Raw genomic sequence first — 26360 nt, 5'->3', positions numbered from 1 at the left:
AACTTCGCTTGTGAATGTCAATTCCAATGTATAACTTTGGGTAGGCAGTAATTTGAGTGTTCATATCTTTTATATTTTTTGTGATCTATAAAGATACTCGACTTACTGCTTTTTCATGGATGCTATAGTTAATACGGGTTTCAGTGCTTAATCGAAAGTTCATGACTTTTAATTCCCGTACTAACCATAGCCGAGACGCTATGCCTCACAATAGTAGACGAAATTTGACTAATTTAATGAGCAATTGATATGAATATTTGTATTAGCAAAGCAATGAATAATATTTTTAAAATAAATAGTATTATTTTTTTATTAATAATAAGTTACGGATGTACGTCATCTGAAAAATGGCCGCTAATACAAGATGTAAACGAAACACATAAACTAATCTCAGATAAAATATGGTTAACACACGAACATATATTAGTCGATTTTATAGGAGCGGATAGCATACAACCTAATACATGGAATCATGATTCGATAATCAAAGAAGTAACACCTTATTTCGAGGAACTTAAAGAATTTAATGTGAATTATTTCGTTGATGCAACACCTAATTACTTGGGAAGAGATGTATTGCTTCTTGAAAAAATCGCTAATAAAACAGGTGTTAGGATTATTACAAATACTGGTCTTTATGGGGCTCGCAATAATAAATTTATTCCTCAATATGCTAAGGAAATGACAGTAAAAGATCTTGCTGAAATGTGGATTAATGAATACAAGAATGGTATTGATGAAACTTCCATTAGACCTGGATTTATTAAGATTGCTGTTGACAATTCTGATTCCTTACATACAATGCATCAAAAATTGGTAAAAGCTGCTGCCCTTACTCATTTGAAAACAGGTTTAACTATAGCATCACACACGGGAAAAGCAATGGGTTTATGGCCACAATTGAACATTCTTAAAGAAATGGGAGTTTCACCAGAGTCTTTTATTTGGGTGCATGCTCAGGCAGAAGATAATAATGACAGTTATCTTAAAGCTGCAAAGATGGGATGCTGGATAAGTCTTGATGGATTAGGTTGGGAGTTGGAAAAACATATTGAAAAAATATTATTTGCAAAAAGAAATGGAATTTTAGATAGAATTTTAATTTCGCACGATTCCGGTTGGTATGATCCACAAAAAGAAAATCAAACTATCAAACCATATACAAATATTTTCAGGAAACTCTATCCAGAACTAAAATCGCATGGTTTCAAAGATGATGAATTTAAATTATTAATTAGTGTCAATCCGTCAAAAGCTTTCTCGATAGAAATTAGAAACTATCCTTTAGACAAAAATGATAAATAATATTACGAGGCATAACAACCAATTTAGGTAAGCGTGGGGATAGTGGTTGTGTTCGGCATTTCGTCTCCGTTTCCAAGTTTCCCAAGGTGGATAATGACCTATATTGGCAAACCGTTGGCAATAATATCGAAAAGACAAATATGAAGTTTACTTTATACCACTATGGTTTTTTTTATTAGCATTAACTATTATTAGTAGTTGCAAAGAAGAAGTGAAAAACGAAAATAATTCTGTAGTAAATTCCACTATTTCAAATAAAGAAACAAAAGAATTAGATTCTTTTAAAAAGGTAACAATAATAGGAAAATCAGATGATACGAGTGCTCTGCAATATTTAAACTTATTAAATTTCTCAAATTTCGGTTTTTCATCTTATACAAAACCGTTAGCAAACATTATAACCAAATAAATATACTTAAACCTATTAATTATGAAAATTTTCACTTATCTATTTTCACTTATCAGTTTCTATGCTAATGCACAACTTGAAAAAGGCGATTTAGCAATTGTAGGATTTAATTCAGATAGCTCACCTGACCGAATGGCAATTGTTGCTTTAGCAGAAATCCCTAGTGGTCAAACCATTTATATTTCAGACTTTAGATGGTTAAATTCTGGTGCTTTTAATGCAACAGGAACTACTGAAGGCGCAATAACTTGGTCTACCTCATCAACTGTTCCAGCAGGAACAATATTAAATATTACATTCAGTAGTGATGGAACACCTACAATAGGTGGTGACCTATCTGCTTACGGTAGTGTAAGTACCACAGGATGGACTAGTAGTAGTTCAGCTACAGTTAGTGGAGGTGATAATTGGTTTATTTATCAAGGAGCATCACCAAGTTCTGTACCTACAAATTGGGTTTTTGGATGGAACAATTGGTCTACAAACACACACGGTCAAAATTCATGGATGTCTACAGGAACACCATCAGCAACAACCTCTTACTTACCACCCAATCTTACCAACGGAGTCAATGCTATAGCACTTTCAGGAGTTTCTGGAGGTAGTCACAATGATAATATGGTTTATACGGGAGTACAGTCTGGTGATAAAGCAACCGTTCTAACTGCTATTTGTACTACATCTAATTGGAATGGAAGTGAAACAGTGTTACAAGATTTATCTGTAGGTGGAACAAATTTTACAGGAACTCAACCTATATTCACAATTTCGGGAACATTAAGTATTTCTTCTCCTCATATTGGTGATAAGGTGTTAATCTATCCAAATCCAACCTCAAAAATTGTTAATATCGATCTGAATATAAGCAAAGGAGTATCTATTAATGTATATAATGGTTTAGGACAAATTATAAAAAGTGATACAAATGTAAAAACCAATAAATATCAGCTTGAATTAATTGGAAATCAACAATTATACTTTGTTGAAATTATTGACTCTCAAGGTAATAAAGCATATAGCAAAATCTTAAAAAAATAAAGGTTTGCAAACAATAGCTTCTATGAAAAGCACTAGTCAAGTTCTTAAAAGTTAACATTTATTTCATAATTATGATTTTGAGGTTTTGTAATGTTGGTAATTCCGAAGGATTATCAATATTTCAACACCATATAACTAGCTCGGCATCCTATTTGTGATCCACGCCGTTGGCATGGTCACCAGCATCTGTATGATTATAAGTTATAATAACCTGGTCACTTGCTATAAAAGTTTACTTCAACCCTTGGATATTTCTTATGTTTGGTTTGTTTATATAATCGTTGTAGTGCATTTTGACGCAACCTTTCAAAGGAAATTGCATCTAAATAAATAGAGAAAAATAACGAAAGTAATGAAATCAAAAATCATAATACTAATAGGAATTTTAATTTTTATCGTTGCTTGTAGTAATGATGACAACTTTGAATCGAAAATTAATGGCAGATTTACTGGAACCTTTGATAGAAATGGAAATATCTCAAATGTTGAGTTAAATTTTGAGAACGGAACATTCTCTGGAAGTAGTGAAATAATAAAATTTCCAGCAATCTGTAGTGGAAAATACAATCGAATAGGATTTAATAAAATTGAATTTATAAATGAATGCCCTTGGACTGCAGAATTTGACTGGTCTTTAATTTTAGGTGGAGTTTGGAATTATACTTTTAATGAAAATGAATTGACATTGATTAGGTATCATTCTGATAATGGTTTAGATAATACTGAAGATAAATACATTCTTCAAAAAATAATTGAATAAAACACACTACACATATTGTAAACGCAATAACGGCTGAATTTCCTAATTGGAAATCCAAGCCTTTTTTATAAATTAGTTGCTTCAGCGGAAAGTACTCGCGCACTTTCCCATTACTGACGCTTACACAAGACCATTACCAACAAAGTACCAAATTATAACAACTGAGTATTTCTTCATTTAGATTTGATAAAAATCACTTGTTTATCTCGTGCTCCAAAAAAAGTATTTTCAATTTCAAAGAGATTCAACGTCGTCGACTCTAAAAAAACAGATTTTGCAATTGACTATCAGTTAGTTGAGTTTTTTTTAAATAAAGTGACTTTTTTTGTTATGTCCATACCCATTTTATCGTTATTAAAGTAGAATGAATAAGACAGAATTTAAACTTAAAGTATTTTCACTATCTGAGCATTTGTTTCCTATGGTTTCTCGAATGCTTGGAAATAATACAAACGCTGAAGATGCTATTCAAGAAATAATGATGAAACTCTGGGTAAAACGTAAACAAATTGGGCAACATCCGAATATTACAGGTTTTGTATTCTTAACAGCTCGCAATTATTGTATTGATTTAATGAGAAAAAAAAGACTAGAAATTGATGACTCTTCTTTGCAACTTGAGATATTGAAATCAGAAAACGGTCAAGAACAATTGGAATGGAAAGAGCTAAATCTAAATACTATTATTAAAAAAATTGTTAAAAGCCTACCTGAACAACAAAGAGAAGTTATAATAATGCGAGATTTAGACGGTTATGAATTTATTGAAATAGCTGCTGCAACACAACTTAAAGTTGAACATGTCAGAGTTTTGTTATCGCGAGCAAGAAAACAGATAAGTATAAAATTAGAAAAAGCATATAGCTATGAAAGAGGATAAAATTGAAAGATTAATTGAAAAATATAAAGAAGGAAACAGTACTTTAAACGAAGAACAATTTTTGTTTGACAATGCTAAAAACTCAGAACCTTCATTGGAAGCATGGACCACTTTCGTGAAAAATAATAAAAAAGAAACACCAAAGAATTTTAATGATATATTATGGGAATCATTTCAGAATAAAAAAATCAGAAAACGCAAGATATTTTTTGGAATCATGTCAGCAGCGGCTTCAGTTATATTATTAATCTCACTTTTTATAGCCAACCCAAAACAAAAAGAACTCAACTATTCTGAGAAAGAAGCTTTGTTAAATCAAGCTCTAAATATGGTGTCTAATTCAGGTTTAGCAGAGATTCAACAAAGTATTATTTATGAAAATGAAATGGTAATTATTTATACAACTACAGAATAATTAACCTTAATCAAATATTGAACTCATCTTGACTTTTTGTTTTTAACCGAAAATGAGATAAAATTTGTTCAGATGAGACATTTTTTGCAGGGCATAGCAGTGCTAAGCATAAAAAAAGTAAAAAAATATGGACGAATTTTAGCCGTTTTTTAGGAAATAGAAAAAGTCAAGATGAGTTCATTTATTAACAAGCAAACATTTAAAAAATATGAAAAATTTAATTCTAACGGTATGTGTAGTATTACTATCAATTTCGTTAATTCAAGCACAAGAGAGTAAAGAAACAAAAGGGAAAAGCTCTATATTAAGATAAAAGATGGTGCAAAACCAGATATTTATGTTGATGGAAAAAAGTTCGATTTCCCAATGGATTTGTTGGACGCAAATAGAATTGAATCCGTAAATGTTCTTAAAGGTGATAAGGCAATAAAAGAATACAATGCAAAGAATGGCGTCGTGCTTATTGTAACAAAAAAGAAGATGGTTGAGATAGATAAGTCTCAGATAAAGGATAAAGGTTATGGTACCAAGGGAAAAGACCCGATGATAATTATTAACGGAGAGAAATCTGACCAAGAAATGATTAAGAAATTATCTCCTGATGATATTGAAAGTATCGAAGTGCTTAAAGAAGAGCAGGGTTTGAAAAAATATAACACTCCCAACGGTGTTATAATCGTAACAACTAAAAAAGGAAAGAAAAAATAAAACTGCTTTTCAAATTATAAGTTAAACTGGAAAATACCAGTTGGTAACACCGTATAAAATTAAAAAGAGGCTGTCTAAAAAGCAATTAATTATTGTCAAACTGAGCGCAGTCGAAGTTATAATGTTTTGAAAACTAAAGCATTTCGACTGCGCTCAATGTGACATTTAAACTAAAAACTTACTTTTTAGACAGCCTCTTTTTGTATAAAGTATCATAGAATTATTATCTATTCATTCATATGTTTTATTTCATGAATAAAAGTGTCTAAATCCACACCATTATTTACCAGAGTTAAAGCCTTATCGATAATGTATTTCACATTAACAGCATGAAACCCAAGACCAACACCAATTTTTTTCAATAGTAAATTTTCAGAATCTCCTTTAATGGTATCTACATGTACCATACGCACTAAATCGTATAAACGCTCTAAACGGTTATCGTAAGATACTGGTGGATTTATAGGGTGGGATTTATAATTCTTTAAAATAGCTTTGTAATCTTCTTCGCTAATATCTAGATTATGAGCTAAGCGATCTAAAAACGCTTGTTCCCCATCTGTAATAATACCATCATCCATGGCAACACGTACAATGGCTGCGAAATGGTTCTCATTACGCTTTTTAAATCCACTATCAAATAAATTTGAAAACGACATATCTTATTCTTTTTGTTTTTAAAGTCGTGCAAACCTACATATTTTTTACATAAAATGAAATGAAAATAGGATAAAGTAAGCTGTTTATTAAATTAAAACCTAAGCTTTTTTGTATGCAATTTTACACACAAAATGCTACCTTTTTAGTTTGCCTTGAATTTATACTATAATAAGCTGCTAACGGGAACGAAATACGATATCTTTTTATACGCTTAAATTTCATTTATATTTAACTTATAAAAAAACAGTAAAGACTATATTTGTAGTCTTAAAACACAAAAATAAGGTGAGTAAAATCATGCTTGAACAAACCTACGCGCAGACTTTGCAAATGCAAAATCTGCAAACTACTATTGCCCAATCTCAAACAAAAACACATTTAAAAGGACTTGTAGGATCCTCTTTTTCATTTGTAATTTCTAGTGTTTTTAAGCAAGCAGACAAACCATTCTTAATTGTTTTTAACGATAAAGAAGAAGCGGCATTTTATTTAAATGATTTAGAACAGCTATGTGGCGATAAAGATGTACTGTTCTACCCTGGAAGTTACCGCAGACCCTACCAAATAGAAGAAACCAATAATGCGAATGTGCTGTTGCGTGCTGAGGTTTTAAACCGAATAAATTCGCGCAAAAAACCAGCCATAATAGTCACTTATCCCGATGCGCTTTTCGAAAAAGTAGTGACCAGAAAAGAATTGGAACGCAATACATTAAAAGTATCGATTGGAGAAAAATTATCCATAGATTTTGTAAACGAAGTACTGTTTGAATATCAATTCAAACGTGTCGATTTTGTAACCGAACCTGGAGAGTTTTCAGTACGTGGTGGTATTGTAGATGTGTTTTCATTTTCGCATGATGAACCCTATAGAATTGAGTTTTTTGGAGATGAAGTAGATAGTATAAGAACCTTTGATGTAGAGACTCAATTGTCGGTCGAACAGATTAAGAAAATTAATATCATCCCTAATGTTGCTAATAAGTTTTTAGAAGAAAAGAGGCAAAGCTTCTTGAAATATATAGCTCAAAAAACAGTAGTTTGTTTAAAGAATGCCGATTTATTCTTTTCAAGAATCGATGATTTTTATAGTAAAGCAGAAGACGCTTTTAAAACGCTTTCAACAGATATTAAACATGCCGAACCAAATGAACTGTTTTGTAACTCAACGTTATTAAAAAAGCAATTATTAGATTTTTCAATTGTTGACTTTGGTAGTTCTGCTGCCATGTCGAGTGCAGCCGAGGTATCTCTTACTATTGAGTTTAATACCACACCGCAGCCCTCATTCAATAAGCAATTTAACCTTTTAATAGAAGACTTAAACACCAATCACAACAAAGGTTTTACTAATTATATTGCTTGTGTAAGTGAACAACAAGCAAAGCGTTTTAAAGATATTTTTGATGATGTTGAAGAAGACGTGTCTTATCAAACTATTGTACTTTCTTTACATCAGGGCTTTATTGATCATGACAATAAAATCACATGTTATACAGATCATCAAATTTTTGAACGGTATCATAAATTCCATCTTAAAAATGGGTATGCCAAAAAGCAAGCCATTACTTTAAAAGAACTTACGAATTTAGATATTGGTGATTATGTAACACATATCGATCATGGTATTGGTCGTTTTGGAGGGTTGCAAAAAATAGATGTAGAAGGCAAAAAACAAGAAGCGATAAAATTAGTTTATGGAGAGCGCGATGTTTTATATTTAAGTATCCATTCACTTCACAAAATCACTAAGTTTAATGGCAAAGATGGAAAACCACCTAAAATATATAAACTTGGTAGTACAGCCTGGAAAACTTTAAAACAGAAAACAAAAGCTCGTGTAAAACACGTGGCATTTAACTTAATAAAACTTTACGCAAAACGTAAAACAGAAAAAGGCCATCAGTACAATCCAGATAGTTATATGCAGCATGAGTTGGAAGCCTCGTTTATTTATGAAGACACACCAGATCAGAGTACAGCGACTGCAGATATTAAAGCAGATATGGAAAGCGAACGCCCAATGGATAGACTGGTTTGTGGCGATGTTGGCTTTGGAAAGACCGAAGTTGCTATTCGTGCAGCATTTAAAGCCATTGATAATGGTAAACAAGTAGCTGTTTTAGTACCTACGACCATTTTGGCATACCAACATTCCAGAACATTTAGAGAACGATTAAAAGATTTTCCTGTTACGGTCGATTATGTAAATCGTTTTAGAACGGCTAAAGAAAAACGTGAGACTCTTGAAGGTTTAGAAAAAGGCAATGTGGATATTATTATAGGCACACATCAACTCGTAAATAAAAACGTAAAATTTAAAGATTTAGGGTTGTTAATTGTTGATGAAGAGCAAAAATTTGGGGTAGCAGTAAAAGAAAAATTGAAAACATTAAAAGATAATGTTGATGTATTGACTTTAACAGCAACACCCATACCTAGAACGCTTCAGTTTAGTTTAATGGCAGCGCGAGATTTATCGGTTATTACAACACCGCCACCAAATCGTTATCCAATAGAAAGTCATGTTATTCGTTTTAATGAAGACGCGATTCGTGATGCTGTGAGTTATGAAATTGAACGTGGCGGACAAATATTTTTTATTCATAACCGTATTGAAAATATTAAAGAAGTAGCAGGCATGATTCAACGCTTAGTGCCAGATGCTAAAATAGGTATTGGTCACGGACAAATGGATGGTAAAAAATTAGAACAACTCATGCTAGCATTTATGGATGGTGCATTCGATGTTTTGGTAAGCACAACTATTGTTGAAAGTGGACTTGATGTACCCAATGCGAATACCATTTTTATTAATAATGCTAATAATTTTGGGTTGAGTGATTTGCACCAAATGCGAGGCCGTGTTGGAAGAAGTAATAAAAAGGCATTCTGTTATTTTATTACACCAGAATATTCTGCTATGACGGATGATGCCCGAAAACGTATCACAGCTTTAGAACAATTTACCGAACTTGGGAGTGGTTTCAATATAGCGATGAAAGATTTAGAAATTCGAGGAGCTGGAGATTTGTTAGGAGGAGAACAGAGTGGTTTTATAAATGAAATAGGTTTTGATACATATCAAAAAATATTAAACGAAGCTATTGAAGAGCTTAAGGAAAATGAGTTTAAAGACCTGTATAATGAATCTGATGAAGATAAGGTGTATGTAAAAGAAGTCACCATTGATACCGATTTTGAATTGCTTTTTCCAGATAGTTACGTTAATAATATAGCAGAGCGATTAAACCTATACACGCAATTAAATAATTTAAAAACAGAGGACGAATTAAGTACCTTTAAAGCAGAATTATTAGACCGTTTTGGAGAATTACCAGAACAAGTGACCGATTTATTAAATAGTGTCCAAATTAAATGGTTAGCCACTAAGATAGGTTTTGAGAAAGTTATTATGAAACAAGGAAAATTTATTGGTTATTTTATTAACGACCAGCAAAGTAATTTCTATCAAAGTAGTAACTTTACAAAAGTGTTGCAGTTTGTTCAAACACATTCAGATATTTGTAAAATGAAAGAAAAACAAACTCGAAACGGATTGCGTTTAATGCTTACTTTTGATGATATAAAATCTGTAAAACAAGCATTGAAAACATTAAAGCCCATTATGGCTTAATTATTGTTTTATTAAAAAAACACCTTGATTTTAAGTATCAAGGTTTCATTTTGAAAATGTCATTCTCGCGCCTGTGCTGAACTTGCTTGTGCTGAACTTGTTTCAGTATTTCAGTAAAAGTGGGAATCTAAAAATAGAGTATAATTTTGAACCGCTTATTCTTTTTAACAGTTTTATTACCAGGTATCCTTATTGCTCAACATACCATTAATGGCAAATTTTCACCAGCAAAAGATTATAATGTAGCGTTGTTATATAAGGTAACGCCCACATTATCGGAGTATATTGCAAATGCTGAAGTAAACGAAGATGGAACATTTCAATTTAAATTAGATTCTGCTGCGACAAAAGGGATGTACAGGATTGTATATGCGGTGCCCCAAGAAGATTATAATTTTGATGTTATTTACAACGGAAAAGAAGATATACACCTAACTTTTAACTCTGAAACAGGGGTCACTTTTCAAAACTCTATTGAAAACAAATTATTGGCTTCCTATACAGATAGTATGTCTATGGTTACTCAAAGTATTGGAAATTATTTTAGGCAAAAGAGTGAAGATACACTAGCATTAAATTCCATTTTTAAAACTCAAGCAGAAACACAGTCCAGTTTTGAAGCTGCTGCAAAGAATACAATTGCGCTTTCTTTTATTAAAGCGAATAAACCATATATTCCTAAAAAATTTAAAGATGTCGAAACTTACGTTGATAGTTTAAGACACCATTATTTTGATTTTGTAAATTTTAATGATAAAACACTTCAAAGTTCTAGTTTTTTAGAAGAACGCATGCTCAATTATGTGTTCGGGATGTCATTTAATTCTGCTGACGAAATAGCTACTTACAAGAAAAATATTGATGTGTTTTGTAAAGCTATGAAGGGTGCGCCAATAAAAATTAAAAGAATTTTGTTGGTGGATTTGTGGCAACAAATGGCTGATTTAAACTATGAAGATGTTGCTAATTATATTGCAGAAACCTACTTAATGGATATCGCAGTAGAGTTGAACGATCAAGAGCTTCTACACGGATTAATTTTATTTAAAAACCTTTCTATAGGAAATGTGGCTCCCGATTTTTCTTTAGAAATACAAAAAGGAGGGAAGACAATTACCAAAAAAATAAGTGAGTTAAATACAGCAGAACGTTATATCATTGTATTTTGGAGTAGTGGTTGTTCACATTGTTTAGATGAAGTTCCTCAATTACGAACATACATTCAATCTAAAGAAAAAGGAAACGTACAGATTGTTGCTGTCGCTTTAGAAGAAGATACTCTGAAATGGAAAAATTTAATTTCTAATTACCCAGAATTCATACATGTTTATGGGGCTGGTAAATGGGAAAACCAGATAGGTAACGATTATGGAGTTACTGCAACACCAACCTATTTTATATTGGATAAAGACAAGCGTATCATTTCAAAACCAGAAAACATGGAAGCTTTAAAACTGTTTTTTGAAAAAGAATAAATTATAGAGGTTTATCACCCATGCATGTTGTTACGTCAAGTTTGTCATTCCTGCGACTTGTGCTGAACTTGTTTCAGTAGGGTAGGAATCCACTAGATCTTTGGGATTTAAAAACAAATTCTTTCTTTTGTAAGAATAATAACAAATTCAAAAATGATAAAAAGCATCTTCTAAATGCTCAATGTTAAAACCTTTTCCCGCTTTCACAATAGCAATAATATCAAAACGGACTTCAACATCTAAATCATTCACATTTATATATTCGTCAACCGCTTTCACTAAACGCTGGATTTGTTTTGGTTTTACAAAATCCTGTGGATTTCCAAAATCGGTTGTTGAGCGTGTTTTAACTTCAATAATGGCTAGTGTATCTTTTTGTTGGGCTATAATATCAACTTCAGCTTTATCAAAACGATAATTACGTTCAAGAATATTATAACCATTTTTCAATAAAAAATCGACTGCTAATTGTTCGCCCTTTTTTCCTAGTTCGTTGTGTTTTGCCATAATTTACTAAGGTAAAATATATTTTGTTCATTCAGAGCAAAGCGAAGAATCTCACTGTTTTACTTCAAATGAAAATTAAAATAAAAAAAGTTTTCTAATTTCAGACTTTCATCCATTTTTATTTCTTGATAATAGTATTTATAAGGTTCCTCCTTCTGAATGAGACTACCCCCTAAATAAAAAGAAGTCATCTTTCATATGTTCAATTTTAGAATCTTCGTTGGTAATAATATAGTCAAGAGCTTGAGAAGTAAAATCCTTACCTTTTTCCGTTAACGACACAATATGATTATCAATAACAATCATATTGTTTTTAAGTGCTAATTCTAACACTGTTTTACTCCGTACTTTTTGCCAGTTAATATGCTCATTAAGATGATTAACGTGGCGTTCTTCTTCTTCGCTATGATTCCTTAAATGCAGTAAAAAGGTAAGTAAAGAAACTTCAGTACGTTGCTGTTTTTCTCTGTAAAGTACAGCAATGACACCCTTGTTGGGAGCAAATAAATAAACCATCAAAAAAAGTAAACCTAACATGGTCGTAATAGAACCAGCAATAGAAGCATCTAACCAATGTGCCAACCAATAACCAGAAATAGCACTAAATACTCCAAAGCAAATAGCGTAAACAAGCATACGTTTTAAATTGGTGGTAAGTAAGTAAGCGGTTGCAGCGGGAGCAATCATTAAAGCGACGACTAGAATAGCTCCAACGGCATCAAAAGCACCAACAGTTGTCACTGAAGAAACTGTCATAAGACCGTAATGAATAACAGCAGGTGAGAAACCTAAAGAGGCTGCTAAACCAGCATCAAATGTGCTTATTTTTAGTTCTTTAAAAAACGCAAATAGTAGTCCAATAGTGATTAGTAAAATGCAGCCAATAATCCATAATGATTTAGGACCAACATCTACACCAGCAATTAATAACCTATTAAAAGGAGCAAAGGCCAATTCACCTAATAAAACAGCATCTACATCCAGATGAACGTCATTAGCGTTTTTAGCAATTAAGATAACACCTATACTAAATAATATAGGAAAGACTAATCCAATAGCAGTATCTTCTTTTACTAAGCCTGTTTTTTGAATGTACTCTACCAAAACCACTGTAATAATTCCTGTTATTGCTGCTAAAAAAATTAGTAATGGCGAGTTTAAATCTTGGGTAATGAAAAACCCAATAACAATTCCAGGCAGTATAGAATGGCTAATAGCGTCACTAATCATGGCCATTTTACGAAGCACTAAAAATGTTCCAGGTATCGCACAAGCAATAGCAACCAAACTGGCAATAAGCTGTATTTCTATTTGAGCACTACTCATTATCTTCGGTTTGTTGGTTGTACAAATTAGAAGCTGTTTTAAACCCTTCTGATGTTAAACTCCACATACTACCATCAATTTTCACGTAATTTTTCCGAACTAATTTTTGAAGCGTTCCTTTTGTATATCCTTGAAAATTATTTAAGATTTTAATGGCATGAGGATGCGAGATATTTTCATGTGTTTCAGCAATATGATACATAAATGACAATGTTTTATGAAGCTGTAAATCACGGCGATTTTTGATGAATCGTATTTGTTTGAAAAGTAATCCCCGACTAGGTGAAAATATAAAAGAAATTAGAACGAATACGCCAGCAACAATAACAATTACAGGGCCCGTTGATAGATTGTTTTGACTAGCACTAATGGCTGTTCCAAAAACACCTGAAAATGCTCCAAATATAGCAGCCAGAAATACCATAACCCCTAAACTGTTGGTCCATTGTCTTGCAGCAGCAGCAGGAGCTAATAGCATAGCGCTCATAAGTACAACACCAACCGTTTGTAAACCTAGTACAATAGCTAATACAATAAATGTAGTAATTAAAATATCGATGAATTTTGTATTAAAACCTAGTGTCTTTGTATAATCGGCGTCAAAAAGAAGAATTTTGAATTCTTTCCAAAAAAGTAATAAAACTAAAAGACAAGCGCCGGTCACAATACTCATGAGCCAAACATCGCTTTCCACTAAAGTAGCTGCTTGTCCAAACAAATATTTATCTAAACCTGCTTGATTTGCATTGGGTTGTTTTTGAATAAAGGTTAAGAGAAGCATTCCGAAACCAAAAAACAAAGACAGAATAAGCCCTAAAGCGGTATCTGATTTTAAATGTGTTTTGCTAATAATGCCACGAATCCAAAATGTGCCAATGAGACCACTTATTAAAGCACCTAACAGTAAAATGTTACTATCTTTCGCCCCTGTAATTAAAAATGCAATGGCAATCCCTGGTAGTGCAGCATGAGATATGGCATCACCCAACAAACTTTGTTTTCGTAATACAGCAAAGCTTCCTAACATACCAGTTACTGCCCCTAGAATAGCCGTGCCCAGTGTGATGGTTCTTAACGTGTAGTCTGTGAAGACGAGCTTTATATATTCTGTTATATCCATAATTCCTGCCTTTCGGCTGCGCTCAATATAAACTGCGGCAGGAATCTCTCCCTTTTTCGCATATTTTATTTTTTATCATTCTAAATTTGTTTCAGAATCTCAATATTACTTTATTCATTTTGTCTTGATACAAAACCCTTCGACTACGCTCAGGATAAACCAAGCCAAAAAATCATATCAACCTGAGGAAATTCCTGCGGAACATTCTCTTCCGAAATTACACGCTTAAAGCTGCGCTTTGCGATTCCATTTCTTCGCTCATTATTTCTGCAGATTGATGATTCGGACTTTGTCCGAATATGGGACTTTCTTTTTTGCTGTTATTCGTTTTATTTCATTATTCTTTTTCTTTCGAGTAAGCCACTGTATACGGGTTATTGTAAACTGCATACTTTTTCTACTCTTGTATACTTACTTTATAGTTAATACCATAGGTCTTAGTTAAATTGTCATCATTAAAGATGTCTTTAACAGGACCAGTGGCAATTTTCTTTACATTTAAAAAAGTCACCCAATCAAAATATTCTGGAACTGTTTGTAAATCGTGATGCACAACTATAACCGTTTTATTGGCTTTTCTTAGTTCTTTTAAAATATTGATAATGGCAATTTCGGTAGTAGCATCAACCCCTTGGAATGGTTCATCCATAAAATAGATAGAAGCATCTTGAACCAAAGCTCTTGCCAGAAAAATACGTTGTTGTTGCCCCCCGGAAAGTTGACTTATTTGTCTATTTTTAAAAGGTAACATACCTACTTTTTCCAAGGCTTCCAAAGCTTTCTTTTTTTCTTTTTGTCCAGGACGTTTTATCCAGCCCAGATTACCGTATGTGCCCATCATTACAACATCTAAAGCTGTTGTTGGGAAATCCCAGTCTACACTTCCCTTTTGTGGTACATAAGCAACTAATGCCCGTTGCTTTTCATAAGATTTTCCGTAGATACTAACACTGCCTGCAATAGGGTTTAAAATTCCAAGAATTGATTTTATGAGTGTTGATTTACCTGCTCCATTTGGTCCAACAATGGCCATAAGAACGCCCTCTGGTATTTCTAAGTCGATATCCCAAAGTACGGGTTTGTAGTTATAGGCTACGGTTAAATCGTCTACTTTTATTGCAATGTTGCTTTTCATTTTTTTTATTCCCGTTTTTTAGCTCCGTTCGAGATAAGCTTCGGCATAAACCGTATTAATTATTTCCCTTTCCGACTTTCAATTTCAAAAGAAATTGAAACCCACCTTTCCTAAAAAAGGAAAGGAGACACTTGCTTATATTATTTTTAGATAACAGTGAGCTTTATATTTGATTGAATACTGCAAACTGCAACTGAATACTGTTAACTTATTTAAGCGCATTTACTATGGTGTTTACATTATATTCAAACATACCAATGTATGTGCCTTCAATAGAGCCCGCATTCCCAAGTGCATCTGAGTATAAAGACCCTCCAATAATAACATGGTGTCCTTTGGAATTTACAGCAGCTTGCAAGGCTTCAATAGTACGTTTGGGTACAGAGCTTTCTACAAAAATAGCTTTTACATTTTTTTCTATGATAAAAGCTGATAGCTTTTGAACATCTTGAACACCAGCTTCGGTAGCAGTTGATAAACCCTGTAAGCCAACCACTTCAAAATGAAATGCTTTTCCGAAATAGTTAAAAGCATCGTGTGCAGTAACCAAAATACGTTGTTCTTTTGGTAATTCTGATTCTATAGTACTATGTATGGTTGCTTTTAAGGCCCCCAGTTTTTTTATATACTGTCCTCGATTTGCTTTAAAAATAGCTTCTTTTTCTGGAAGAGCATTGGAGAGTTCTTCGGTTACAAAATCGGTGATTTGAATCCAATAATCTATATTGAACCAAATATGCGGATCGTAATTAGATGCGAAGTATTCCGAACCAATAAGTGTCCTCTTATCTAAAGCATCAGAAACAGCAATAGTCTTTTTGTTTTTCATCTTTTCGAAAACTTCAACAAGCTTGCCTTCAAGATGTAGTCCGTTGTAGAAAATAATATCAGCATTTGCTAATTTAGAGACATCACCTTCACTGGCTTTATATAAATGCGGATCGACGCCACTTCCCATTAATCCTTGAAGATTGATATGGTCGCCACCTATGTTAGTTACTAAATCAGTAATCATAGAGGTGGTGGTTACTACATTTAGTTTGTCATTAGTCTTTTTTTCGTTTTTGCAGTTGAAAAATAATGCTATTAATAATAGAAGTAATATTGTTTTTTTCATGCTATAAATTTACCTTTTAATGAAAAAGATTTGTTTCAAAAATACAAACTCTTTTATCTTTCATTCAATTTTATTGAGAACCTTTAGAAACTCTTTTGGTTTGAGTAAGTAGGGATACTGAAACACAATTTCTTTCTTGTTGTTTAACACTACTGTTGTAGGATAAGATATTTTAGATTCAACAGTACCTAAAGCTTCTGCTAATTCATGAATCCCCGTTTTTTTACCTGTACTTTTATATTTAAATGTATGATTTTTAAAAGTTACAGAGGTTTTTTGTTCTGCATTAAAAGAAATAAAATAAAACCTTTCATTTAATTTTTCTATGATTTTTTCATTTTTAAAAGTGGTGTTTTCCATCACTTTACAATACTTGCACCAATCCGTGTGTAAAAATATAACTATCGGGCGTTCTTCTTTTAAAAGAGAAAGCTCTTTAAAAGTATAGTTTTTAAGTTGGGTCCAACCCAATTGTGAGGTAAGTAGTAATATGTAAAGTAAGTATTTCAAATATTAAAATAAATTATAACGAATTCCTAAAAAGCTGCGAATACCTTGTAATGACGTGTATACGTATGTCGTGTCGAAGCTCAAATCTTGTTGAGGGTTTTGAATAGTTTTTTCAAAAGGATCATTGCCTCGTGAAATTACAAAAGGATTATTCTTTGCAGGTATCCAGTCTAATAAATTTTTAACGCCTCCGTAAATTTCAAGATTTTTAAAACCATCATAAGTCAACTGAATATTCATTATTGACCAGTAAGGAGATTTTTTGTCTCTTGGGTCATCAATAAAAATACCAGCTTCGTTAGTAAATTCTTGAGTGACTAGTCGCATTGGTCCATAGAGGTTTCCTGTAAAATCTATCAACAAGTTCGCTTGAGTTACAAAGTAACTCAAGCCCCAGTTAGCATTAAACCCTTCTGTTAATGGTTGTTTTGTTTTTTCGCCATTTTCAACATTGGCTACTTCCTGTAAAGATGTTCCAATCATGGCTTTTAACCCAAATCCAAAATTTATGTCAGCTTGCAAACTAACTCCTTGAGAAATAGCATTACCATTAGAATTAGCATATCTAATTTGGTTTACATTAGTATCATAATCTGGATTAATTCTATTTGAAAAATAGGTATACCAAGCCGAGGTTTCTAAAGTAAAAAATGTACCAGAAGGTAAATAACGCTTCATTAAATAATTGATATTGAAATTGACGGATTTTTCAGGATCTAAATCTCCTTCAATAACAACCTCTCTTGAACCTGTTAGAGCAGCATGGTCTTCTGTAAATAAATTAACAACCCTAAAACCTGTTCCCATATTAAAACGAATAGCGTCGTTTTTGGTTGGTGCAAATTTATAAGCTAATCGGGGTGTGATAATGTTACCGTGTCTGTCATCATAATCATAGCGAAGTCCAGCCAATAATTCGTGTTTTGGCGCGAATTTCCATTGGTTTTGTAAAAAAACACTAGGAATAATTATTTCATCAGGCTTATTTGTATTGTTGTTTTGACTTCTAGTGGCCGGGGTATTATCATCATAAAAATTATAACGCCCAGCGACACCAACTAATAAATCATGTTTTCCAAGGACACGATTCCAGGTGGTTTGCCCAAAGACGATATACTGTTGTGCGTTGTATGATGTATTACCGTAAAACGAATTTTGGTCGTGTGTGGTCGCAGAAAATGTAAAATCTATATCTTCTGTAGTTGGTAATTCATAAAGGCCAAACAATTCGCCTCGTGTAGTGTAGATGCTTTCTCCATATATCTCATTTCCTCCTCTAAAATTTGGATTCCAATTGTTTTCGCCACCCCATCTGTCTTCATAAAAGAAACGCCCTGCTATTGAAAATGCTTTGCCGCTTTTACGTTCAAAACTCCATTTGTTAAATACCGAAATTCTGTCTTGCAGTGTTAAATCTGTATAACCATCCTTATTATTATCTATACGCTGATTGTAGTTAAAGTAATTGACTCCCAATAAAGAAGAGGCACTACCTAACTTAAATTTCCCGCCAAGGTCAAAATTAAATTCACCCCAAGATGACCCAAAGACATCTGCACTAAATAGAGGTGCATTTCCAGGTTTTTTAGTAATCACATTAACTAAACCAGCTACAGCTTCACTTCCGTAAAGTGATGATGCTGGACCTTTTACAATTTCAACACGCTCTACTAAACTATTTGGAATACCTGATAATCCATAAACAGTAGAAAGACCACTTACTATAGGCATACCATCAATTAACACTAGTGTATAAGGACCTTCTAGCCCATTAATATGAATATCACCTGTGTTGCACAAACCACAATTTAACTGAGGGCGTACGCCGTTAACATTTTGCAAAGCTTCAAAAATACTAGGTGTAGGGTTCTTTTTGAAAAATGCAGGAGTGTAAACTTCAACAGGAACAGGGCTGTCAATTCTCGAAACTGGTTTTAGAGTTCCAGTAACTACGACTTCTTCCAGTAATTCAGATTCAGGTAAATCAAAATTTATAACGACGTTATCTGAAGACATGGTGATTGTTTTTCTCTGAGTTTGATACCCAGTGAATGAAGCAATAATAGTATATGTTCCAGCTTTTACATTGTTTATTTTAAATGAACCATCTTCATTAGATACGGCTCCTTTTTTTTCACTTTTTAAATAAATGTTCACATAAGGTAAAGATCTCCCATCCGATTCTGTTTTGCCCATTATACTTTGTGCATTTAATGTAAAAGATAATACACTTATAAAGAGTATTATTAGATATCTCATGGTTATATTTTTATGCAAATATAAAATAATTTTTAGATTAGTCTAAAAATTATTTTAATCTTATTAATTATCCTATCTTTGTTTTGCCTAAAAAATAGTTATGATAACCCTTACGGAAGAAAATTATATTAAAGCAATTTATCATCTGGGAAAGTATGGTGTAAATAATGTGAGCACGAATGCTATTGCTAAAGAGATGGAAACAAAAGCTTCGTCTGTAACCGATATGGTTAAGAAGCTTTCCGAGAAAAGATATGTTGATTATAAAAAATATCAAGGGGTTACTTTAACTGAAAAGGGAAAAGAAATTGCTATTAATATTGTTAGAAAACATAGGCTTTGGGAGGTTTTTTTGGTTGAGAAACTAAATTTTTCATGGGATGAGGTTCATGAAGTAGCGGAACAGTTAGAGCATATAAAGTCTAAAAAATTAATTAGTCAGTTAGATGCGTTTTTAGAATTCCCTACCTATGATCCACACGGTGATCCTATTCCAGATAAAATGGGTAACATTAAAAAAATTGATAAAATTCTACTTTCTGAAGCTAAAATAGGAAATGATTGTATCTGTGTAGGTGTTCAGGATTCTTCGTCAGATTTTTTAAAATATCTAGATAAAAATGATATAGCTTTAGGTACAGAACTAAAGGTTTGTCACCGAGAACCTTTTGATAATTCCATTACCATAAAAATAAAGACGAAAGAGTTAATAATCTCTAATATGATTGCCAATAACCTATTTGTAAAGGTTTCTTAAGTACTTATTGCCTATTTAAATCGAACTTGTTTCTTTATAAATTTTGGGAATTTTTTAATACCTGTTAACGTAAGATCTTTATAATAACATTCCGCAGCTTCAGATTGAATTTGTATTTGCCCTTTATTTAAAGGTGTTCCATCTTCAGGGTTTATAGCGTTTTCAACGACCATGACAATTTCGCTATTTACAATATGAACAGCATCGTTGCCAACAACATAAATTTCTAAATGGTTCCACTCGCCATGGGGTGCATCAGGTTCTTTGGAAGCGCTTGTATACCCAATTTTATCTAAATATGTATCAGAATTAGGGGCGTACATACTTCTCTTTTTTCCTTTTTTTCCTCGTATTTCTACTTGAGGGCCAGGTTTTTTAGGGGTCTCTGTATTACCAGAAATAGGAATAAAATCACCCATATCGGTTTCTTGCACTTGATATTCCATGCTGGTTTTCCAAGTTTTCCAAAAACGACCATGTTCACCATAACAATGGTATAGAATACCACTATCTCTCAAGGCTTTTAGTCTTGGAGCCCATTTTTTATCGCCCCACTTAAACATGACACTTAAATGATAATTTCCGTATGATGATTTTGTTGTTAAGCCTCCATAAATTTCACCTGTAATTTTTAATACAGGCTCTCCATTTTCTGTAATCACAGAAAAAACATTTTTTATATCATTGTTAAGTCCTAAAGGTGTTCCGTTATGAACATTGTCAGATTGATATGTTCCTATTGGTAACCCTTCTACAGTTGTATGTGGTACACCATTCCACTTTTCGAAATGACTTAAATTTGTGTCAAATAATTTGATTGTTTTACCTTTTTTTTGAGCAGATATGAAACTTGGAAATAGTAATAATAAAGTTAATGCGTAGAAGTATGTTTTTTTCATTTTTAATAGATTAGCATAGGTCATTTAAATTATAAACGACCTAAAGTAACTATAAAAACTAAGATAGTGTAATGGAACTAATATTTTTTATGAATATTAACTTAAATCTTAAGTCGCTATTTAAGCTGTGAAGGATTTAATGACAACCACAACCATCATCTCCACCACAAGCTTTTTTCGGTTTTGATTTTTTCCAGAAGAATTTTTTAACCAAAAACGATATAGCTAAAACCATTGCTGTAAATACTAATATGTTTTGAATAATGGTGTTCATACGTGTTTTGTCGCAATTGGTTTGATAAATTTACTTATTTTAAAAATTGAAATGCAATTAATGCTACGATATAAGCAAAAGTAGTCATAATTACTAGTTGTAAAACGGGCCATTTCCAACTATTGGTTTCTTTTTTTACAATAGCAAGTGTACTCATACATTGCATAGCAAAGGCATAAAATAATAGTAATGAAATGCCTGATGCGAATGTAAAAACAGCTTTATTTGTTAATTGATGTCTTTCAGATTCCATTTTGGCGCGAATTGTCTTGTTATCATTATCTTCTATTTCACTTCCAACACTATAAATGGTGGATAAAGTACTAATAAAAACCTCTCTTGCTGCAAAGGAACTCACAATGGCGATCCCTATTTTCCAATCATACCCTAAAGGTTTTATTGCTGGTTCAACGGCTTTTCCTATGTATCCTAAAACAGAGTTCTCTAATTTAAGAGATGCAATTTCATCATTAATTACAGCTTTTTTGAAAAGAGGGGTTTTATAGATTATTGAATCAGAAATTTGATTTTTAGTGATGTTATCATGGTCTTCGATTAAACTACTTTTATAACGCTCCTGCTTATTTTGTAAAGAAAGCGATTGAATCTTATTGAAACCATTTTCATTAATTTTTTGATTCACAATAACTTTTGCGTTATTATAGTTCGAGTTAATACCAATAGAGCCCAACACCCAAATTATTATTGATATTGCTAAGATAATTTTCCCTGCTCCAAAAACAAAGGACTTTGTTTTTTCAATAACTGTTAAAGCTACGTTTTTAAACATGGGGAGTTTGTAATTGGGCATTTCAATTACAAAAAAAGTTTTGCTTTTTATTTTCAGAATTTTATTTAGAATATAGGCCGAAGAGACTGCTGATATAAAGCCAATTAAATATAAAAGCATCAGAGTTAAAGCCTGGTAACTTAAAATAAAAATATGTCCTTCAGGAATAACTAATGATATAATTATTAAATAAACAGGAAGCCTGGCGGAGCATGTTGTGAAAGGAGTTACTAAAATGGTAATTAAGCGCTCTTTCCAGTTTTCAATATTTCGTGTCGCCATAATCGCTGGAATGGCGCAGGCAGTACCAGAAATTAATGGAACAACACTTTTACCGCTTAAACCAAAACGTCGCATAACGCGATCCATTAAAAATACAACACGACTCATGTAGCCACTTTCTTCAAGTACTGCGATAAATAAGAATAGAAAAGCAATTTGCGGAATAAAAATGACAATACCACCAAGACCAGGAATAATACCTTCTGCTAATAAATTGGTGAAAGCACCATTTGGTAGCATGTTCTTAACCCATTCGCTTAATGATGCAAAAACAGTATCAATAAAATCCATTGGCACACTAGACCAGTCATAAATTGCCTGAAAAATGAGAAGTAGAATGACAAAGAAAATAACATAGCCCCAAACTTTATGAGTTAAAATACGATCTAGTTTTGTTCGTAAATCTTTGGCTTGTGTAACATCAATAGTTTGTCCTTTTTTAAGAACATTGTTTATAAACTGATAGCGTTTAATAGTTTCCTTTTGTTGTAAACGCTTTAAATCACCTTTGCTTTTTGTTTTAAAATTGGCTACTGCGTCAATTTTGTTTCTATCTGTTTTTCCAAAGTTAACATCTTGCGTAATAACTAACCAAAGTTTATATAAAAGTTGGTTAGGAAATGCTTTGCGTAAATTGTCAAAATAATCCTGATCTATTTCAGAAGCATTAATGCAAGGCGTTATAGAAAGATCTTTAAAATTAGCAATGAGGTTTTTTAAATTATCGATACCTTCATTCTTCCTGGTGCTTATTAAGGCAATTTTGGTTTCAAGGTGTTTTTCTAAATAATCAATATCTAATGAAATACCCTTGTAACTCATCCTGTCCGCCATATTAATAACAAGGAGCGTAGGGATTTCTAAATCTTTAATTTGAGTAAATAATAAAAGATTTCGTTTTAAGTTCTCAACATCACTTACAACAACTGCAACATCTGGAAAATCCTTGTCATTTTTATTTAAAAGGAGTTCTATAACAACATTTTCATCAAGAGAAGAAGCGTTAAGGCTATAGGTTCCAGGTAAATCGATAATATGTGCTTTGACACCTCTGGGTAATTTGCATATTCCTTCTTTTTTTTCAACCGTAATACCTGGATAATTACCAACTTTTTGGTTTAATCCTGTTAACGCATTAAAAACAGATGTTTTTCCTGTATTTGGATTACCAATTAAGGCGACGTTTATTTGCTTACTCATGTTCCGGTCTTTTCAATTAAAACATGAGAAGCAGTTTCCTTCCTAATAGCCAAATGAGTACCATTTATGTTGAGATATATAGGGTCTTGGAAAGGAGCAAGTTGTACAAGTTGCACAGAATTGCCCGGTAAACATCCCATTTCTAAGAGTTTTAAAGGTATATGAATAGATGAAACATCGGTAATAATACCCTTTTCACCACGTTTGAGTTGTGCTAAAGTGTCTTGCAAGCTTATTTAGATTGATTTTAAAGAAGCAAAAATAGTATAAAAAAGTAGCCTAAAAAAATGGTTGATAGAAAACTATTTTTGATACTCTTCTTTTAGGATTTTAATATCATCAAGTAAGCGATCAATATCTTCCTTATTTGTACCATCATAAAAGCCTCTTATTTGACGTTTTTTATCAATAAGCATGAAGTTTTCAGTATGTACCATATCAAAAGATCCCCCATCTCCTTGGTCTTTAACCGCTAAGTAACTTTTTCTGGCAAGTTGATATATTTGTTTTTTGTCACCAGTAACTAAATTCCACTTACTATCATTTACTCCTTTTTTCTTAGCATAGCGTTTTAGTTGAGCAACAGTATCTATTTCTGGAGTTACAGAATGAGACAGTAACATGACGTCGTTGTCATTAATAATTTTTTGTTGTATTTGCGCCATATGATCGGTCATAATAGGGCAAATAGTCTGGCAGGTAGTGAAAAAGAAGTCGGCCACGTATATTTTGTTTTTATAATCGTTTTGTGTGACTGTTTTACCGTTTTGATTGGTAAGTGAAAAATCGGCTATTTTATGATACTTCTTTTTATATTGTATGGTACTGTCTACCAATTCTGTACTCACCATAGTAGGTTGATAAATAGGTAGTGGTTGATAAACATTTAGGGTGTTATAAATAATTGAAACTATAACAATGGAAATAATGACAAAAACAATTGCAAACCCTTTGTAATCCTTAAAAAATGATAACATTTTAACTGTTAAAATTAAACTTATACAAAAATACAATGAAACATTGGAGCCTAAAAATTTAATTAGAAAAAGAAATTTTTTAGGATATTATATCTCGTCTTTTAAAACCAAAAATAGAATTGATAAATTTAGGTATATAGTATTTAGGCTTAAATTCATGTTAAATAATAAGAGCATATTATAATTGTTTTTTTAAAGTTGGTTTAAAAGCTTACTTTTGTGCGGTTATAAAAAAAATGTAATACATGTCTGTATTTTTAATAAAAGCGGCTCAATTATTATTAAGCCTTTCCATTTTAGTTGTTTTGCATGAGCTGGGTCATTTTATCCCCGCTAAAATATTTAAAACAAGAGTAGAAAAGTTTTATTTATTTTTTGATGTAAAATTTTCTTTATTCAAAAAGAAAATAGGTGATACAGTTTATGGTATAGGTTGGTTGCCGTTAGGGGGTTATGTTAAAATAGCGGGTATGATTGACGAGAGTATGGATACGGAGCAAATGGCTAAAGAATCTCAGCCATGGGAATTTCGTTCTAAACCAGCATGGCAACGTTTAATTATTATGCTTGGTGGTGTTATTGTTAATTTTTTATTGGGCTTTTTTATCTATATGATGATATTGTTTGTTTGGGGTGAAGACTACCAAAATACAGACGATATAAAATATGGTTATGGAGTTACCAAGACCATGGAACAATATGGCTTTAAGGATGGTGATAAAATCGTTTCTATAAATAACACTCCTTTTGCTGAGGCTGATAATTTATCTACGTATTTAATGTTCAGAACTGTAGATAATATTGAAGTAAAGAGAATAGATGGTTCGGTTGAAACCCTAAAAGTTCCTGAAGATATAGGAACACAACTTTTCGAATCGGGGGATATACCAGCATTGACTCCTAGATTTCCTTTTAAATTAGATTCTATAGTTCCTGATTATCCTGCTGCCGAAGCAGGACTGTTATTAACGGATAAAATTTTAAGTATTAATGGGAAAGAGATTAATTATTATTCCGATTTAACTTATGCGTTAAAGAATAATGTAAAAGAAGGTATTAATTTAACGGTTAAAAGAGATTCAGTTATTAAGACACTTTTAATTACACCAACTGAAGATAATAAGATAGGAATTCTGCCAACCCCTACAGATGAATCTTATGTTGAATATCAACATAGAGACTATTCTTTTGGAGAAAGTATTTCTAGTGGTTTGTCCGTTGGATATTGGTCAATTAAAGACTATTTAGCACAGTTCAAATATATTTTCACTAAAAAAGGGGCATCTCAAATAGGTGGTTTTGCAGCTATAGGAAAGATGTTTCCTTCTACTTGGAATTGGGCTGCATTCTGGCAATTAACAGCCTTTTTATCTATTATGTTGGGTGTATTAAACTTGTTACCCATACCAGCTTTAGATGGTGGTCATGTAATGTTTTTACTATATGAAATGGTGTCTGGAAGAAAGCCAGGGGACAAATTTATGGAGTACGCACAAATGGTTGGTTTCTTTATCTTAATAGCTTTAGTTTTATTTGCTAATGGGAATGACATTTATAAAGCTATTTTCGGATAAAATTTTTAAAATTTTTATTTGCAGTAAATAAAAATATACATATATTTGCGCTCGCTAAGGCGAAAACACACACTCCTTCTTAGCTCAGTTGGTTAGAGCATCTGACTGTTAATCAGAGGGTCCTTGGTTCGAGCCCAAGAGAAGGAGCTTAGTAAGAGAAAGACTTTACAGAAATGTAAGGTCTTTTTTGTTTTAACAAGGTAAAGCTCTGGGTAAAGCCGGATCATGTGCAAAAGTTGTGTTTAGGCAAAAATCCTAGTTAATCTGAAGAGGAAGAATTCTACATTTTTGACACCCCTGAACTGAGCCCTGAAGGCTTTAATTTTAGCATTGAAAGATTCCGCCGA

Annotated in this window: 23 protein-coding genes, 1 tRNA gene and 1 pseudogene; 11 read left to right on the top strand and 14 right to left on the bottom strand. The window is 32.4% G+C overall.

Features of this window, described 5'->3' with window-relative positions:
* Window positions 1–273 precede the first annotated feature (273 nt).
* The 6 genes from EM932_RS19555 to EM932_RS19530 all read left to right on the top strand — a co-directional run bounded on the left by EM932_RS19555 (window position 274) and on the right by EM932_RS19530 (window position 5515).
* Window positions 274–1305 (top strand): phosphotriesterase family protein, encoded by a 1032-nt coding sequence (locus EM932_RS19555; protein WP_135878896.1) that lies wholly within the window; start codon window positions 274–276, stop codon window positions 1303–1305.
* Window positions 1306–1735: 430 nt separating this feature from the next.
* Window positions 1736–2752: a T9SS type A sorting domain-containing protein gene (locus tag EM932_RS19550; protein ID WP_135878895.1), complete on the top strand. Its 1017-nt coding sequence runs from the start codon at window positions 1736–1738 to the stop codon at window positions 2750–2752.
* Window positions 2753–3104: 352 nt separating this feature from the next.
* Entirely contained in the window at window positions 3105–3512 is a 408-nt protein-coding gene (locus EM932_RS19545) for a hypothetical protein (RefSeq protein WP_135878894.1), read from the top strand.
* 364 nt (window positions 3513–3876) lie between these two features.
* Window positions 3877–4392: an RNA polymerase sigma factor gene (locus EM932_RS19540; RefSeq protein WP_135878893.1), complete on the top strand. Its 516-nt coding sequence runs from the start codon at window positions 3877–3879 to the stop codon at window positions 4390–4392.
* Window positions 4379–4807: a hypothetical protein gene (locus EM932_RS19535; protein WP_135878892.1), complete on the top strand. Its 429-nt coding sequence runs from the start codon at window positions 4379–4381 to the stop codon at window positions 4805–4807. Before EM932_RS19540 ends, EM932_RS19535 begins: the two co-directional genes overlap by 14 nt.
* 366 nt (window positions 4808–5173) lie before the next feature.
* The gene (locus EM932_RS19530) at window positions 5174–5515 is read left to right on the top strand and encodes a hypothetical protein (RefSeq protein WP_135878891.1); all 342 of its coding nucleotides are present in this window, start codon (window positions 5174–5176) and stop codon (window positions 5513–5515) included.
* A gap of 227 nt (window positions 5516–5742) precedes the next feature.
* Here the strand turns inward: EM932_RS19530 and EM932_RS19525 are convergent, their stop codons facing one another.
* Window positions 5743–6174 carry a tellurite resistance TerB family protein gene (locus tag EM932_RS19525; protein WP_135878890.1) on the bottom strand — a complete coding sequence of 144 codons (432 nt, stop codon included), beginning with the start codon at window positions 6172–6174 and terminating at the stop codon, window positions 5743–5745.
* A gap of 298 nt (window positions 6175–6472) precedes the next feature.
* Between EM932_RS19525 and mfd the strand changes: the two genes are divergently transcribed.
* Together mfd and EM932_RS19515 are read left to right on the top strand one after the other, a co-directional pair.
* Window positions 6473–9811, top strand: coding sequence for a transcription-repair coupling factor (mfd, locus tag EM932_RS19520; protein WP_407925223.1), 3339 nt, complete (start codon window positions 6473–6475; stop codon window positions 9809–9811).
* A gap of 146 nt (window positions 9812–9957) precedes the next feature.
* Window positions 9958–11286, top strand: coding sequence for a TlpA family protein disulfide reductase (locus EM932_RS19515; RefSeq protein ID WP_135878888.1), 1329 nt, complete (start codon window positions 9958–9960; stop codon window positions 11284–11286).
* A 147-nt stretch (window positions 11287–11433) separates the two neighbouring features.
* Here EM932_RS19515 and EM932_RS19510 read toward each other — a convergent pair whose 3' ends face one another.
* The 7 genes from EM932_RS19510 to EM932_RS19480 form a co-directional block, all read right to left on the bottom strand.
* Window positions 11434–11793, bottom strand: coding sequence for a YraN family protein (locus EM932_RS19510; RefSeq protein WP_135878887.1), 360 nt, complete (start codon window positions 11791–11793; stop codon window positions 11434–11436).
* A gap of 165 nt (window positions 11794–11958) precedes the next feature.
* The gene (locus EM932_RS19505) at window positions 11959–13119 is read right to left on the bottom strand and encodes a metal ABC transporter permease (RefSeq protein WP_135878886.1); all 1161 of its coding nucleotides are present in this window, start codon (window positions 13117–13119) and stop codon (window positions 11959–11961) included.
* Window positions 13112–14239 carry a metal ABC transporter permease gene (locus EM932_RS19500; RefSeq protein WP_135878885.1) on the bottom strand — a complete coding sequence of 376 codons (1128 nt, stop codon included), beginning with the start codon at window positions 14237–14239 and terminating at the stop codon, window positions 13112–13114. The genes EM932_RS19505 and EM932_RS19500 overlap by 8 nt, the downstream gene beginning before the upstream one ends.
* Window positions 14240–14636: 397 nt before the next feature.
* Window positions 14637–15374 carry a metal ABC transporter ATP-binding protein gene (locus EM932_RS19495; RefSeq protein WP_135878884.1) on the bottom strand — a complete coding sequence of 246 codons (738 nt, stop codon included), beginning with the start codon at window positions 15372–15374 and terminating at the stop codon, window positions 14637–14639.
* A 208-nt stretch (window positions 15375–15582) separates the two neighbouring features.
* Window positions 15583–16491, bottom strand: coding sequence for a metal ABC transporter solute-binding protein, Zn/Mn family (locus EM932_RS19490; protein ID WP_135878883.1), 909 nt, complete (start codon window positions 16489–16491; stop codon window positions 15583–15585).
* Window positions 16492–16551: 60 nt separating this feature from the next.
* Window positions 16552–17001, bottom strand: coding sequence for a thioredoxin family protein (locus EM932_RS19485; protein WP_135878882.1), 450 nt, complete (start codon window positions 16999–17001; stop codon window positions 16552–16554).
* Between the two features lie 3 nt (window positions 17002–17004).
* Window positions 17005–19260, bottom strand: a complete 2256-nt coding sequence (locus EM932_RS19480; RefSeq protein WP_135878881.1) for a TonB-dependent receptor — start codon at window positions 19258–19260, stop codon at window positions 17005–17007.
* A gap of 100 nt (window positions 19261–19360) precedes the next feature.
* Here EM932_RS19480 and EM932_RS19475 point away from each other — a divergent pair, with 100 nt between their 5' ends.
* Window positions 19361–20017 (top strand): metal-dependent transcriptional regulator, encoded by a 657-nt coding sequence (locus EM932_RS19475; RefSeq protein ID WP_135878880.1) that lies wholly within the window; start codon window positions 19361–19363, stop codon window positions 20015–20017.
* Between the two features lie 11 nt (window positions 20018–20028).
* Here the strand turns inward: EM932_RS19475 and EM932_RS19470 are convergent, their stop codons facing one another.
* The 5 genes from EM932_RS19470 to EM932_RS19450 form a co-directional block, all read right to left on the bottom strand.
* Window positions 20029–20916, bottom strand: coding sequence for a 3-keto-disaccharide hydrolase (locus EM932_RS19470; RefSeq protein WP_135878879.1), 888 nt, complete (start codon window positions 20914–20916; stop codon window positions 20029–20031).
* 136 nt (window positions 20917–21052) lie between these two features.
* The gene (locus tag EM932_RS19465) at window positions 21053–21190 is read right to left on the bottom strand and encodes a FeoB-associated Cys-rich membrane protein (RefSeq protein WP_135878878.1); all 138 of its coding nucleotides are present in this window, start codon (window positions 21188–21190) and stop codon (window positions 21053–21055) included.
* 34 nt (window positions 21191–21224) lie between these two features.
* Entirely contained in the window at window positions 21225–23462 is a 2238-nt protein-coding gene (gene feoB / locus EM932_RS19460; protein ID WP_135878877.1) for a ferrous iron transport protein B, read from the bottom strand.
* Window positions 23459–23692, bottom strand: a complete 234-nt coding sequence (locus EM932_RS19455) for a FeoA family protein (RefSeq protein WP_135878876.1) — start codon at window positions 23690–23692, stop codon at window positions 23459–23461. Before EM932_RS19455 ends, feoB begins: the two co-directional genes overlap by 4 nt.
* 72 nt (window positions 23693–23764) lie before the next feature.
* Complete coding sequence (locus EM932_RS19450) at window positions 23765–24439, bottom strand: SCO family protein (protein ID WP_135878875.1); 675 nt, start codon at window positions 24437–24439, stop codon at window positions 23765–23767.
* 245 nt (window positions 24440–24684) lie between these two features.
* On the opposite strand from EM932_RS19450, the gene rseP reads away from it, so the two are divergent.
* Both rseP and EM932_RS19440 read left to right on the top strand, forming a co-directional pair.
* Window positions 24685–26013 carry an RIP metalloprotease RseP gene (gene rseP, locus EM932_RS19445; RefSeq protein ID WP_135878874.1) on the top strand — a complete coding sequence of 443 codons (1329 nt, stop codon included), beginning with the start codon at window positions 24685–24687 and terminating at the stop codon, window positions 26011–26013.
* A gap of 73 nt (window positions 26014–26086) precedes the next feature.
* Window positions 26087–26160: transfer RNA gene (locus tag EM932_RS19440), tRNA-Asn, on the top strand.
* A gap of 95 nt (window positions 26161–26255) precedes the next feature.
* On the opposite strand, the pseudogene EM932_RS21515 reads toward EM932_RS19440, so the two are convergent.
* Window positions 26256–26360: pseudogene (locus EM932_RS21515) on the bottom strand (ISAon1 family transposase); the annotation flags it as partial.

Origin of the sequence: Flavivirga rizhaonensis (assembly GCF_004791695.1) — a bacterium.
Classification (GTDB): Bacteria; Bacteroidota; Bacteroidia; order Flavobacteriales; family Flavobacteriaceae; genus Flavivirga; species Flavivirga rizhaonensis.
Note: the sequence above shows the minus strand (reverse complement) of the source record. Positions and strands in the feature narration are given on the sequence as shown.

Coding starts and splice junctions, on each gene's coding strand:
- EM932_RS19535 (WP_135878892.1), top strand. CDS start 4,379: ATGAAAGAGGATAAAATTGAAAGATTAATTGAAAAATATAAAGAAGGA.
- EM932_RS19540 (WP_135878893.1), top strand. CDS start 3,877: ATGAATAAGACAGAATTTAAACTTAAAGTATTTTCACTATCTGAGCAT.
- EM932_RS19545 (WP_135878894.1), top strand. CDS start 3,105: ATGAAATCAAAAATCATAATACTAATAGGAATTTTAATTTTTATCGTT.
- EM932_RS19530 (WP_135878891.1), top strand. CDS start 5,174: ATGGATTTGTTGGACGCAAATAGAATTGAATCCGTAAATGTTCTTAAA.
- feoB (WP_135878877.1), bottom strand. CDS start 23,462: ATGAGTAAGCAAATAAACGTCGCCTTAATTGGTAATCCAAATACAGGA.
- EM932_RS19505 (WP_135878886.1), bottom strand. CDS start 13,119: ATGAGTAGTGCTCAAATAGAAATACAGCTTATTGCCAGTTTGGTTGCT.
- EM932_RS19495 (WP_135878884.1), bottom strand. CDS start 15,374: ATGAAAAGCAACATTGCAATAAAAGTAGACGATTTAACCGTAGCCTAT.
- EM932_RS19470 (WP_135878879.1), bottom strand. CDS start 20,916: ATGAAAAAAACATACTTCTACGCATTAACTTTATTATTACTATTTCCA.
- EM932_RS19555 (WP_135878896.1), top strand. CDS start 274: ATGAATAATATTTTTAAAATAAATAGTATTATTTTTTTATTAATAATA.
- EM932_RS19500 (WP_135878885.1), bottom strand. CDS start 14,239: ATGGATATAACAGAATATATAAAGCTCGTCTTCACAGACTACACGTTA.
- EM932_RS19550 (WP_135878895.1), top strand. CDS start 1,736: ATGAAAATTTTCACTTATCTATTTTCACTTATCAGTTTCTATGCTAAT.
- EM932_RS19475 (WP_135878880.1), top strand. CDS start 19,361: ATGATAACCCTTACGGAAGAAAATTATATTAAAGCAATTTATCATCTG.
- EM932_RS19490 (WP_135878883.1), bottom strand. CDS start 16,491: ATGAAAAAAACAATATTACTTCTATTATTAATAGCATTATTTTTCAAC.
- EM932_RS19525 (WP_135878890.1), bottom strand. CDS start 6,174: ATGTCGTTTTCAAATTTATTTGATAGTGGATTTAAAAAGCGTAATGAG.
- EM932_RS19450 (WP_135878875.1), bottom strand. CDS start 24,439: ATGTTATCATTTTTTAAGGATTACAAAGGGTTTGCAATTGTTTTTGTC.
- mfd (WP_407925223.1), top strand. CDS start 6,473: ATGCTTGAACAAACCTACGCGCAGACTTTGCAAATGCAAAATCTGCAA.
- EM932_RS19465 (WP_135878878.1), bottom strand. CDS start 21,190: ATGAACACCATTATTCAAAACATATTAGTATTTACAGCAATGGTTTTA.
- EM932_RS19510 (WP_135878887.1), bottom strand. CDS start 11,793: ATGGCAAAACACAACGAACTAGGAAAAAAGGGCGAACAATTAGCAGTC.
- EM932_RS19480 (WP_135878881.1), bottom strand. CDS start 19,260: ATGAGATATCTAATAATACTCTTTATAAGTGTATTATCTTTTACATTA.
- rseP (WP_135878874.1), top strand. CDS start 24,685: ATGTCTGTATTTTTAATAAAAGCGGCTCAATTATTATTAAGCCTTTCC.